The organism is Bradyrhizobium sp. HKCCYLS1011, assembly GCF_051167795.1.
GTDB lineage: Bacteria > Pseudomonadota > Alphaproteobacteria > Rhizobiales > Xanthobacteraceae > Bradyrhizobium.
Genome location: NZ_JBNPTT010000004.1, coordinates 68,028 through 80,363, shown reverse-complemented (window position 1 = coordinate 80,363; position 12,336 = coordinate 68,028). Strand labels below are relative to the sequence as shown.

Sequence of the window (12,336 nt, the reverse complement as noted above, 5' to 3'; positions counted from 1 at the left end):
GGGCTGAACCCGGAATCTCGCGCCACAATTTCGAGATTCCGGGTCCGGCACTGACGCGCCGTCCCGGAATGACGGACGGAAATGGATGGGCCTCATCCCTCCGAGACGCGGCGAAGGCGCCGCTCCCCGGGGATGAAGGGAAACACGGAGCTAATTCCTCATGGTGAGGAGGCGCGAAAGCGCCGTCTCGAACCATGAGGCCGAGATAGACCGCATGGTCCCGAAAAGTGGCGACCGGTTTTCGGACCAGACCATGCGCAGATACAAAGGGACGTCGTAGGTTCATGGGCAAGGTCACAGGTTTTCTCGAAATCGAGCGGCACGATCGCAAGTACACGCCGGTTGCCGACCGCCTGAAGCACTTCCAGGAATTCGTGGTGCCGCTGTCCGAGAGGGAGCTGCGCGACCAGGCGGCGCGCTGCATGAATTGCGGCATCCCCTATTGCCACGGCACTGGCTCGGCCGCGCCGGGAGCGCCCGGCTGCCCGGTCAACAACCAGATCCCGGACTGGAACGACCTCGTCTACAACGGCAATTGGGAAGAGGCCGCGCGCAACCTGCACTCGACCAACAATTTCCCCGAGTTCACCGGGCGCATCTGTCCCGCGCCGTGCGAAGCGTCGTGCACGCTCAATATCGACGACAACCCGGTGACCATCAAGACGATCGAGTGCGCCATCGTCGACAAGGCCTTCGAGCAGGGCTGGATCAAGCCCGAGCCGCCGGCGGTCAAGACCGGCAAGAAAGTTGCGGTCGTAGGCGCTGGCCCGGCCGGGCTCGCCTGCGCGCAGCAGCTGGCGCGCGCCGGGCACGACGTCCACGTCTATGAGAAGCACGCCAAGGCCGGCGGCCTGCTGCGTTACGGCATTCCCGACTTCAAGATGGAGAAGGGCATCATCGACCGCCGCATCGCGCAGATGGAAGGTGAAGGCATCACCTTCCATTATGGCGTTCATGTCGGCAGCAATGGCGGCCTCGATGCCAAGACGCTGTTGAAGGACCATGACGCGGTCGCGCTGACCGGCGGCGCCGAGGCGCCGCGCGATTTGCCGATCCCCGGCCGTGATCTGTCCGGCATCCATTTCGCGATGGACTTCCTGCCGCAGCAGAACCGCCGTGTGAGCGAAGAGCCGGTCAATGCGACCGACATTCTTGCGGGCGGCAAGCATGTGGTGGTGATCGGCGGCGGCGACACCGGCAGCGATTGCATCGGCACCTCGCTGCGTCAGGGCGCGCTGTCGGTGACCCAGCTCGAGATCATGCCCGCCCCGCCCGAGCGCGAGAACAAGGCGCTCACCTGGCCGAACTGGCCCTTGAAGATGCGGACCTCGTCGAGCCAGGCCGAAGGCGCCGCGCGCGAATTCGCCGTGCTGACCCAGAAGTTCGAGGGCGAGAACGGCGCGCTGAAGAAGCTCACCTGCGTCCGCGTCGACGGCCAGTTCAAGCCGCTCCCCGGCACCGAGTTCGAGCTGTCAGCCGACCTCGTGCTGCTGGCGATGGGCTTCGTCCATCCGGTGCATGAGGGCCTGCTCAAGAGCCTCGGCGTCGATCTCGATCCGCGCGGCAACGTCAAGGCCAACCTGACCGACTATCAAACCTCGGTGCAGAAGGTGTTCTCGGCCGGCGACATGCGCCGCGGCCAGTCGCTGGTGGTATGGGCGATCCGCGAGGGCCGGCTCTGCGCGCAAGCGATCGACAAGTTCCTGATGGGCGAAACCGATCTGCCGCGGTGAGGTGAGGCGAGGCTAGCAGCTACTGTTTCGCTGACCTTTCGCGATATAGTTCGCGCTCACACCGCAACTCAAACTGTCATCACCCGCGCAGGCGGGTGATCGAGTATTCCGAGCTGCCAGCGGTCAGGATCGAGAGGCCACGGCGTACTGGATACCCCGCCGGAGCCCGTCCTCGGGCTCGCCGAAGGCGAGACCCGGGGGCGGGTGATGACCGCGTATCGTGTGGCTGAATTTGTGCTCAGCTAGCTCGTAGGATGGGTGGAGCGAAGCGATACCCATCATCGCGCCCAGAACGTCCGATGGGTTTCGCTTCGCTCTACCCATCCTACGGATCACCCTTCCACTCACGCCGCCAGCGCCGCGCTGATGGCGCGGGCGAGATCGGAGCTGAGATACGGCTTCGGCAACAGCATCACGCCCGCATCGAGCCGGCCGTGATGCACGATGGCATTCTCGGTGTAGCCGGAGGTGTAGAGCACCTTGAGCCCCGAACGCCGCTTCTGGGCTTCGGTCGCGAGCTGACGGCCGTTCATGCCACCGGGCATGATCACGTCGGTGAACAGGAGGTCGATCGGCTCGCCACCGTCGATGATGGCGAGCGCCTCGGCGGCGTTGCCGGCGGTGAGCGTGCGGTAGCCAAAACGCTCGATCTGCCTGATCACATATTCGCGGACCAGCACGTCATCCTCGACGATCAGAATGACCTCCTCGTGATGGTCGTCCTCGCGAACGCCCGATTCGGCTGCCGACATATCCGCATCGCTCTCCGGCGCGCTGGTGGCCTGCGGCAAATAGAGCTTCACAGACGTGCCGTGGCCCTCCTCGCTGTAGATCTTGATGTGCCCGTTCGACTGCTTGACGAAGCCATAGACCATGCTGAGGCCAAGCCCTGATCCCTTTCCGAGGCCCTTGGTGGTGAAGAAGGGTTCGAACACCTTGTCGAGCAAGGGGCCCGGGATGCCCTCTCCGGTATCGCTGACCGCGATCATGACGTAGTTGCCGGGCTGGACCTCATTGTTGTTCAGGCGAGCATAGTCGTTGTCGAGCACGACGTTCTTGGTCTCCAGGGTCAGCTTGCCGCCATTGGGCATCGCGTCGCGCGCGTTCAGCGCCAGATTGAGGATCGCGGTCGAGAGCTGGCTCGCATCGATCAGCACCGGGGCGACATCGTGCACCAGCATCGCCTCGATCTCGATCTGCACGCCGAGCGTTGGACGCAGCAGCCGCGCGACGTCGACAATCAGGGCGTTGACATCCGTGCTGCGCGGCTGCAGCGGCTGCTGACGGGCGAAGGCCAGGAGGCGCCGGGTGAGGTCAGCGCCCCGCGCCGCGGCGGCACCGATCATGGATGCGATCTGGGCGAGCAGCGGCCGATCCTTGACGCCGTCGCTGAGCATTTCGATCGAGCCGGTGATCACGGTCAGGATGTTGTTGAAGTCGTGCGCGACGCCGCCGGTGAGCTGGCCGATCGCCTCCATCTTCTGCGCCTGGCGCACCTGGGCCTCGTTCGCCTCCATCTCCTGGAAACGCTGCACCATCGCCTCGGCCTTGCGGCGCTGCCGGGTCTCCTCTTCCAGCGCCGCATAAGCCTGCTGCAACTGGACCCGCGTTGACATCACCAGGAGCCGCGGCAATCCGAGCAGCAGCCCGGCCCCGATCGGGAGGGAAATGAGCGCCATCACCATCCTGACGGCTGTTTCGAGATGATCTACCGGCACCCATAACGTGACGATCGAAAGCAGGCAGCTCACGGCGCCGACCGCAGCGAAAACGCCGAGGGCTCCCAACAGGCTGACAAAGATTCGCAACATGTCGCCGTGCCGGCGCGAAAGGAAGATCGTGACTGCAAGCGCCATGGCAAAAGACGCGCAGCCGAGCACGGTCTCGGAAATCACATTCAACCACAATAATCCCGGCTGCAGGCCGGTCGCCTGCGAGACAAAGGTCGACATCTCCAAACCATCTCCAGGCAATCGCCATTCCGGCGCCGCGGCAAGTCCGCGCGCCGAGTCGTCGGAAGAGTGGAACAGATCATTCAGGTTCCAGCCGACTGCGCAAGCGCAACGCCATGGGGGCGTTCATCGCGACACGCATGCGTGTGCCGGTCAGCGCCGCGACAGATGGTTGAATCGCAATCTGCGCGCCGGCGCTCAATCCCGGCGGATACGACGAGGAGATGACGGGCGTGTGTGGCGGCATCACACGCTCAGGCACGAACTCACCGCTCCCCGTCGATCCGCCGCCAGATCTCATCCGCCGAGGCCGGGAGCGTCACCCCAAAGGTGTCATCAATCACAGCGCGGAGCTCGTCCGGCGTTTGGATCATCTGCTCCGAGACCATCTCGCCGTCGCGTGCCTCGGTGACCAGCCGCCGGTTGACGAGCTTGTAACGCCGATCGCGCGTCAACCGCTCCATCACCACCATCGACGTGAAGGGCATGCTGGGATGGGTCGAGGTGTACCAGTTGCCGAGCGCGTAATCGGACGGCAGCTGCGGCTGCAGATCGAACACATACATCATGCGCCAGCCCGCGGGCTGTTTCGCGGCCAGCCAGAACAGGCCGTCATCGGACTGCGTCAGCCTGAACGTGCCCATCGCGGTCGGCTGCACGATATCAGGCTGCAGCTTCAGCGGCGTATCGACCAGGCAGGAGCCGAAGCCGACATCGACCAGATAGGGACCGTCGGCGAGATTGACCTTGAGCAGCATATGCGTGCGTGGTCCGAGCGGAGCATCGGGCTCGAGCCGCCAGCGCACGCGCCCGGACAGGCTGGTGACCGCAAAACCGATCGCTTCGAGCGCAGCCCGCAGCAGCGCATTCTGCTCGAAGCAATAGCCGCCGCGGCGGCCGTCGACGAGCTTCTGCTGCACCGAGGCGAGGTCGAGATGAACGGGGCGGCCGAGCAGCGGATCAAGCGCCTCGAAGGCGATCGCGTCCAGATGCGCCGCCTTCAGGTCCGCAAGCGTCGCCAGATCCGGCTTCAGCGGCCCGCGATAGCCAATGCGGGCGAGATAGTTGTCGAGGTGGAATTCTTCGGACATCGCCGTCCCTTTGTCTCTGCCTCAAGGCGCATAGCACGCTGCGATGGCTGGTTCCAGATCGTGCGGCATCGCGTTCTGGCTCCCTCGCGTGCGCATTGCCCACACCTCAGCTGCAGGCTTATGTCCCTGCCCTCCTGCTCCAGCGCTCCGCAAAGCGATGCAGCGGCAGGAAATTTTCCAACAGCTCCCGGCCGAGCGGCGTCAGCGCATAGCCGTTATCAGCAAGCGCGATGAAGCCGGCGCTGCGCAGCTCGGTAAGGCGGGTCTGCAGGACGGTCGGTGAAGCCTCGTCGCAAGCTGCGCGCAGAGCGCGCGAGGTCAGCGCCACCTCACGCAATTCCCACAGGATGCGCAACGACCAGCGTCGACCCAAGAGGTCGAGCAGCGCCATGATCGGCCGGCCCGAGCGCGAGCCGCGCACCGCGGGTGACTTGGCTCGCTCCGGCCTCATCGGATCCGGCTTGGCGGCCACTGACTTGACTGGTCCCGACTTCGGCGACGCCGGCATATGTTCTCCCTTTCGCTCCAGAAACGGTTCTTGCCAAGTGCTACAAAAAGCGTAGCGTATCGCTACAATAAATGTAGCAAAATGCAGGAGCCGAAGCCATGCCCCGCGTCACCCCGCTGCAGTCACCCTATCCGCCCGACATCCAGATGCAGTTCGACCAGATCATGCGCGGCGCCCCGCCCTTGATGCTGTTTCGCGTCATGGCCGGCCACAGCCGCGCCTGGGACAAATTCCGCGGCGGCAGCCTGCTCGACCGTGGCCCCCTGCCCTTGCGCGACCGCGAGATCGTGATCGACCGCACCTGCGCCCTGAACGGGTGCGAATATGAATGGGGCGTGCACATCAGCACCTTCGCCACGGCCGCCAAGCTCTCGCCTGAGCAGATCCGCGCGACCGTCGTCGAAGGCAGCAAGGCGGCCTGCTGGTCGGTAGCCGAGCGGGCACTGCTCGCCGCTGTCGAGGCGCTGCACCAGCGGTCAACGCTCGGCGAAGCCGAGTTCGCGGCGCTGAGAAGTCACTATGATGAGGACCAGATCCTCGAGATCATCCTGTTATGCGGGTTCTATCGGACGGTGTCGTATCTCGCGAGGGCGCTCGACCTGCCGCTGGAGGAAAACGCGGTGCGGTTCCCTCACTGATCGTCTTGAACTCCGCTCTTCGAAAAAGAGAGCGAGAAATGATCAAGCCACCCCCGCGCGCAGCAGGTCGTGCATGTGCAGGATTCCGACCGGCTTGTTGGCGTCGGTGACGATCAGGGTCGTGATCTTGGCGGAGTTGAGGATCTCCAGCGCTTCCGAGGCCAGCGCATCGCTGCGGACGGTGCGCGGCGAGGCCGTCATGATGTCGTCGACCAGCGATGTCATCAAATCGGGCCGCATCTTCCGCCGGAGATCGCCGTCGGTGATGATGCCGACGACATGACCGCCGGCATCGGTGATGATGACGCAGCCGAGCCCCTTGGCCGACATCTCCACCAGCGCCTCCGTCATCACCGTGCCGAGCGGCTTCAACGGCACCGCGTCGCCCGAACGCATCAGGTCGGAGATGTGCTTGAGCATCGCCCCGAGCTTGCCGCCGGGATGGAAATTGGCGAACTCGAGCGCCGTGAAACCGCGTCCCTCCAGCAGCGCGATCGCGAGCGCGTCGCCGACCGCCGCCTGCATCAGGGTCGAGGTGGTCGGCGCCAGATTGTGCGGACAGGCCTCGCGCACCTTCGGCAGCTCCAGCACGATCCGCGCCGCCTGCCCCAGCGAAGAGGCCGCATTGGATGTCACCGCGATCATCGGGATCGCGAACCGCTTCGAATAGTTGACGAGGTTCTTCATCTCCGGCTGCTCGCCGGACCAGGACAGCGCGATGATCACGTCGTCGGGGGTGATCATGCCGAGATCGCCGTGGCCGGCTTCCGCGGCATGAACGAAAAACGCCGGCGTGCCGGTGGAAGCCAGGGTGGCGGCGATCTTGCGCGCCACATGGCCGGACTTGCCGAGCCCGGTCAGGATGGCGCGGCCCTTGGCCTGCCGGATCAGCGTGGTGGCCGCGGTGAACGCCGGCCCCAGCGTGCCGCGCAATGCGGCTGAGATCGCGGCGATGCCGTTGCTGCCGGTTTCCAGGGTACGGAGCGCGGACTGGATGTCGGCGTGCTCGGCGGCAGCGGCAGGTTCGATCAGCGGTTTCGATGTCGGCATTCACACGTTCCACGACAGACAGATGAGGCTGACGTCTTTACCACGGGTCGCGCGGCAGGAGCGCCATCAACAGCCCATTAACCATATTTGTTTTTACTCCCTTAACTGCGGGGTTTGCCGGCGGCGTGGGGCTGCGCGGCCAAATACATGGTTTTGTTGGGGTATTTTGATCGTGGGCTGGGGGCCTGACAGCGGCCGCAGGAGGCGCTTGGTCTGGCGCGGCGCCCCCGGCGCCGGCCTGTTGCTTATCGCCAGCATGGCCTCGCCGGCTGCCGCCCAGACCATGGACGTGCTTCGTCCGGTCCCTGACGGCTTCCTGCTGCCGCAGGATTCCCCGCTCCGCCGCACCGCCGCGACGGAGCTGCCCGCCCCGCCGGATCCAGCGCGCGCCGTGCCGCCCCCCGGCGGCGGCTCCGCATCACGGGTCAGCCAGGGGCCGTTGGCCGGCCTGCCGGCGGCGAGCGGCGCGGCGGACTCGGGCTATGATTCGCTGAACCGCACCCGCAAGAGGCCGAAATACTATCCCGCGCAACGGCGGCCCAAACCGCCGCCGGGCCCGGGCACGCCGCCCCCCGGCGAGCTCGTGGGCGAGCTCCGCCCGTCGCTGCCGCCCTCAGCGGCCGCCAACAGGCCGCCGCTGCCGCCGGCGATGGCTGGCAGCGTGCCAGGCCAGCCGCCGCGCAGGCGGCTGAAGATCGAGGATGATCCGTTCGGCGCGGTCGGCGACTATGTGGGGCCGTTCCTGGTCAAATCGGCCGTGGAAATCTCCGCGGGCTATGACACCAACCCCGCGCGGCTGGCAAATGCGCGCGGCATGCCGTTCTGGGTGGTCGCGCCGGAGTTTCTCGCCGTCTCCGACTGGGACCGCCATGCCGTGGTCGCCGATCTCAGGGGATCCTTCACCGGCTATGGCGGCTCGCTGCCGGCCAGCATCGACGGCGGCGTCAACCCGGCGCCGACCAATCTCGACCGGCCGGACTTCACCGGCCATATCGATGGCCGGCTCGATGTCACCAGGGACACCTCGGTCGGCGCGCAGCTGCGGCTGCGGGCCGCGACCGACAATCCCGGCAGCCCCAACATCCAGGCCGGGCTCGCCCGCTATCCGGTCTACACCACGCTCGGCACCACGGTCGGCGTCGACCAGCGCTTCAATCGCCTGCAACTCTCGGCCGGCGCCACGGTCGATCGCACCAGCTACGAGCAGAGCAAGCTCACCGACGGCAGCATGACATCGAACGACGATCGCAACTTCAACCAATATGGCGGGGTCGGTCGCGTCTCCTACGAAGTCTCGCCGGGCGTGAAGCCGTTCGCGGAAGTCGAAGGCGACAACCGCGTCCATGACACGCGATATGACCGCGCCTTCTATCAGCGCGACTCCTCCGGCGGCTATGCCAAGGCCGGCACCTCGTTCGAGCTGACCCGGCTGCTGACAGGCGAGGTCTCGATTGGCTACGCCGCGCGCAACTATGTCGATCCCAGGCTGAACCGGCTGGAGGGCTTTTTGACGACGGCCTCGCTGGTGTGGTCGGCGACGCCGCTCACAACGGCAAAATTCTTCTCTGATACGCAGTTGGCCGAGACCACGGTCGCCGGCGCGTCGGGAGTGCTGGTACGGACCTACACGGTCGAGGTCGACCACGACTTCCGCCGCTGGCTGACGGGAATCGGCAAGTTCACCTTCGGCACGCTCGACTATCAGGGTTTTGGCCGCAGCGACAAAACCTACTCGGCGGAGGGCAACCTGGTCTTCAAGATGACGCGCAATCTCTGGCTCAGGGGCACATTGCGCTACGACGTGCTGGATTCCAACGTCGCCGGCGCAAGCTCATCCGGCACGGTGGTGATGCTCGGCGTGCGGCTGCAGAATTAGAACTCAGGACCGTAGGGTGGCAAAGCGAAGCGTGCCCACCATCGCACATCTTCTTCGGATGGTGGGCACGGCGCGTCGCGCCATACGGTTGATCCGCGGAAGCTCACACAGCAGCAAAGGCGGATACAGGTTACACACGCGCCTTTGCCCACCCTACAAAGCCGCCTCGCGTCTACGCCGCGGTCACCGTGAGGTTGGCACCATCGGCCTGCACGATCCGCACCCGGCTGCCGGCCGGGATATCAGGACCGGCCACCCGCCACACCGTGTCATCGATGCGCACCGTGCCGGAGCCGTCGACGATCGGCTTCTCCAACGTAAACACCCGGCCGACTAGCGCGGCCGCGCGCCGGTTGAGATAGGGATTGTCGCCGGCCGGCCGCGCCGCGCTGCGGGCGAGCCGCCGCCACACCGGCACGGCCGCGGCGGCAAACAGCGCGAACATCAGGATCTGCAGCTGCCAGCTTGGGGTGAATGCGAACGATGCCAGCCCGACCAGCAGCGCAGCCAGGCCCAGCCAGAACAGGAAGACGCCTGGTGCGAACAGCTCCAGCGCCATCAGGATGACGCCGAAGATCAGCCAGTTCCAGGTGCCCAGCGTCACAAACATCTCGGTCATGACATGACCTCCGTTGTCATCACGTCCGCGGCGGGACCGGCGGCGAAGGCGGCGTGCTGCCTGCCGGCGGCACCGAGCCTCCTCGCCGCGCAGCCGCCGTAGCCGACGCCGCGCTTTCGCCGAACGTCGCCTTCGCGATCTCGCCGATGCCGGCAAGCGAGCCGAGCATGCCCATCGCCTCCACCGGCAGCATGATCACCTTCTGGTTCGGGGCATCGGCGAGCTGGCCGAACGCCTTGATGTATTTGTCGGCGATGAAGTAGTTGAGCGCGGCGACGTCGCCTTTGGCAATCGCTTCCGACACCACCTGCGTTGCCTTGGCCTCGGCCTGCGCGGCGCGCTCGCGCGCTTCCGCATCGAGGAAGGCAGACTGTCGACGGCCCTCGGCCTGCAGGATCTGGCTCTGCTTGGCGCCTTCGGCGCGCAGGATCTCCGACTGGCGTTGGCCTTCCGCTTGCAGAATGTCGGCGCGCTTGACGCGCTCGGCCTTCATCTGCCGGCCCATCGCCTCGACCAGGTCGGCCGGCGGCACGATATCCTTGATCTCGATGCGGTTGACCTTGACGCCCCAGGGCGAGACCGCAGCATCGACCACGCGCAACAGCCGCTCGTTGATCTCGTCGCGATGCGACAGCACCTGGTCGAGGTCCATAGCGCCCATCACCGAACGGATGTTGGTCATGGTCAGCACGATGATGGATTGCGAGAGGCTGGCGACCTCGTAGCTCGCCTTCGCCGCATCGAACACCTGGAAGAAGGCGACGCCATCCACCGTCACAGTGGCGTTGTCCTTGGTGATCACCTCCTGCTCGGGGATCTCGATCACCTGCTCCATTACGTTCATCTTGCGCCCGATCCGGTCGAAATAGGGCACAATGATATTCAATCCCGGCGACAGCGTGCGGGTGTATTTGCCGAACCGCTCGACCGTCCAGTCATAACCCTGCGGCACCGTCTTCACGCCAGCAAACAGCGTGAGGACGACCAGCAGCACCAGCGCAATCGCAAAAATGTCGAAACCACTCATAACCCCTCCAAGGCGAAACACCCGATCAGCAGGCTTGGGCTTTCGCACGATTCCGCAGCCATCCAAGAGATAGGGATTGCCGCGTGAATTTGTCTTGGTGGCGGCGAGGCCGGTTCAGCGAACTATTTTTGTCGCGTGGTATGGTAAAAGGTCTTGCGGGACGCAGGAGCGTTCCTAACAAGCGGCGCACAATCAAGGCTGCGGCGCGTCAACAAACCTTTGCTTCAAATTGCAAGCGCCGCCCTCTTCAGATCCGGCCTTTAAATCCAGCCCTGCAGCTCGCGCAGCACCAGTTGGCGGATCACGTCCATGCCCGGCTCGCTATCGTTCAAGCAGGGAACGGCAGTAAAGGCTTCGCCGCCGTTGTGCTTGAAAATCTCGGCATTCTCGCCGGCGATCTCCTCCAGGGTCTCCAGGCAGTCGGCGGCGAAGCCCGGCATCACCACGGCAATGCGCTTCACGCCATCCTTGGCGAGCTGCGCGATGGTCTTGTCGGTATAGGGCTGCAGCCATTCGGCGCGGCCGAAGCGCGACTGGAAGGTCAGCAGGAGCCTGCGCTCGTCCAGGCCGAGCCGCTTGCGCAGCAGCTCGGTGGTGGCGACGGACTGCTCGCGATAGGGATCGCCCTTGTCGACATACTCCTTCGGCATGCCGTGGAAGGAGGCCACGATCAGCTCGGGCTTGAACAGCAGGGTGGCAAGGTGGCTCTCGATTCCGCTCGCCAGTGCCTCGATGTAGAAATCGTCGTCGTAGTAAGGCGGCGTCACCCGCAGGGTCGGCTGCGCGCGCAAGCTCGCCAGCACGCGGAAAACCTCGTCGCAGACGGTGGCCGAGGTCGCGGCTGAGTATTGCGGATAGAGCGGCACCACCAGGATGCGGTCGCAGCCCTTTTCCATCAGCGCATCGATGCCTCCCTTGATCGACGGATTGCCGTAGCGCATCGCCCAGTCGACCACGACCTGGCCGCCGTTGTCGGCGATGCTGGCGGCGAGCTTCTCGCTCTGGGCGCGGGTGATCGTCTTCAGTGGCGATTCGTTCTTCTCGGTGTTCCAGATCGTCTGGTAATCGCGCGCCTTCTGGCGCGGCCGCGTGTTGAGGATGATGCCGTTGAGAATGAGCTTCCACAACAGGCCCTGGTTCTCGATCACACGCGGATCGGACAGGAATTCCTTCAAGTAAACCCGCACGCCCGCGGCATCAGCGGTATCGGGCGTGCCGAGATTGACCAGGAGTACGCCGACGCGCGACGGATTGGCGATAGACAGCGGTGTTGCTTTGTCGAGAGAGATGGCGGCAGTCATGGTATCCGGGCGGGACGACGGATGGCTTGGACGGATGGCTTGGCGGGGTGCGGTAACCCCGTCTAGATAATGGCTATTGTGACGATGTCATCAGGCCGGAGGAGCCATGACGATTGCTGAACTCTGCATTTTCGCCAGCGTGATATTATACCTATTAACGCTCGCCCCGGTGAAATGGATCAGCGCCGGCCGGTATGACAATGCACGGCCGCGCGACCCGGCGTTTTACCAGGGCGGCATCCGCGAGCGCGCACTGGGCGCGCACCAGAACGGGATCGAGGCGTTCCCATTCTTCGCCGTCGCCGTGCTGCTCGCCGAGTTCCGCGCCGCACCCCAGAATCTGATCAACGAGCTCTCGATGCTGTTTCTGATCGTGCGCACGGCCTATGTGCTCACCTATATCGGCAACCGTCCGGCGCTGCGCTCGATCCTCTGGGCACTCGGCTTCCTGATCACGGTCGCGATCTTCTTCCTGCCGCTCCTGCGCAACTATCTGCCGATCTGAGCCATGAATTTCAGCGCGGCGATGCGGATCACACCG

The 12,336-nt window shown here is 65.0% G+C and carries 11 protein-coding genes; 4 read left to right on the top strand and 7 right to left on the bottom strand.

What is annotated here, in order from left to right:
• Nucleotides 1-284 precede the first annotated feature (284 nt).
• Nucleotides 285-1,733 carry a glutamate synthase subunit beta gene (locus ACQR1W_RS13380; protein WP_434851220.1) on the top strand — a complete coding sequence of 483 codons (1,449 nt, stop codon included), beginning with the start codon at nt 285-287 and terminating at the stop codon, nt 1,731-1,733.
• 344 nt (nt 1,734-2,077) lie between these two features.
• Here ACQR1W_RS13380 and ACQR1W_RS13375 read toward each other — a convergent pair whose 3' ends face one another.
• The 3 genes from ACQR1W_RS13375 to ACQR1W_RS13365 form a co-directional block, all read right to left on the bottom strand.
• Nucleotides 2,078-3,685 carry an ATP-binding protein gene (locus ACQR1W_RS13375; protein ID WP_434851219.1) on the bottom strand — a complete coding sequence of 536 codons (1,608 nt, stop codon included), beginning with the start codon at nt 3,683-3,685 and terminating at the stop codon, nt 2,078-2,080.
• A gap of 266 nt (nt 3,686-3,951) precedes the next feature.
• A complete protein-coding gene (locus ACQR1W_RS13370; protein WP_434851218.1) occupies nt 3,952-4,776 on the bottom strand; it encodes an arylamine N-acetyltransferase family protein in 825 nt (274 codons plus the stop codon).
• A 118-nt stretch (nt 4,777-4,894) separates the two neighbouring features.
• Complete coding sequence (locus ACQR1W_RS13365) at nt 4,895-5,227, bottom strand: winged helix-turn-helix transcriptional regulator (protein ID WP_434851829.1); 333 nt, start codon at nt 5,225-5,227, stop codon at nt 4,895-4,897.
• A gap of 155 nt (nt 5,228-5,382) precedes the next feature.
• Here ACQR1W_RS13365 and ACQR1W_RS13360 point away from each other — a divergent pair, with 155 nt between their 5' ends.
• Nucleotides 5,383-5,922 carry a carboxymuconolactone decarboxylase family protein gene (locus tag ACQR1W_RS13360; protein ID WP_434851217.1) on the top strand — a complete coding sequence of 180 codons (540 nt, stop codon included), beginning with the start codon at nt 5,383-5,385 and terminating at the stop codon, nt 5,920-5,922.
• A 42-nt stretch (nt 5,923-5,964) separates the two neighbouring features.
• Here the strand turns inward: ACQR1W_RS13360 and ACQR1W_RS13355 are convergent, their stop codons facing one another.
• Nucleotides 5,965-6,972 carry a KpsF/GutQ family sugar-phosphate isomerase gene (locus ACQR1W_RS13355; protein ID WP_434851216.1) on the bottom strand — a complete coding sequence of 336 codons (1,008 nt, stop codon included), beginning with the start codon at nt 6,970-6,972 and terminating at the stop codon, nt 5,965-5,967.
• 172 nt (nt 6,973-7,144) lie between these two features.
• Between ACQR1W_RS13355 and ACQR1W_RS13350 the strand changes: the two genes are divergently transcribed.
• Nucleotides 7,145-8,848: an outer membrane beta-barrel protein gene (locus tag ACQR1W_RS13350; RefSeq protein WP_434851215.1), complete on the top strand. Its 1,704-nt coding sequence runs from the start codon at nt 7,145-7,147 to the stop codon at nt 8,846-8,848.
• A 172-nt stretch (nt 8,849-9,020) separates the two neighbouring features.
• Here the strand turns inward: ACQR1W_RS13350 and ACQR1W_RS13345 are convergent, their stop codons facing one another.
• From ACQR1W_RS13345 to hemH, 3 genes are all read right to left on the bottom strand, one after another.
• Nucleotides 9,021-9,467, bottom strand: a complete 447-nt coding sequence (locus tag ACQR1W_RS13345; protein WP_434851214.1) for an NfeD family protein — start codon at nt 9,465-9,467, stop codon at nt 9,021-9,023.
• A gap of 19 nt (nt 9,468-9,486) precedes the next feature.
• On the bottom strand, nt 9,487-10,494 hold the full coding sequence (locus ACQR1W_RS13340) for an SPFH domain-containing protein (protein WP_434851213.1): 1,008 nt from the start codon (nt 10,492-10,494) through the stop codon (nt 9,487-9,489).
• 260 nt (nt 10,495-10,754) lie between these two features.
• Nucleotides 10,755-11,795, bottom strand: coding sequence for a ferrochelatase (hemH, locus tag ACQR1W_RS13335; protein WP_434851212.1), 1,041 nt, complete (start codon nt 11,793-11,795; stop codon nt 10,755-10,757).
• Between the two features lie 106 nt (nt 11,796-11,901).
• Between hemH and ACQR1W_RS13330 the strand changes: the two genes are divergently transcribed.
• Nucleotides 11,902-12,300 (top strand): MAPEG family protein, encoded by a 399-nt coding sequence (locus ACQR1W_RS13330; protein ID WP_008967481.1) that lies wholly within the window; start codon nt 11,902-11,904, stop codon nt 12,298-12,300.
• Nucleotides 12,301-12,336 lie beyond the last annotated feature (36 nt).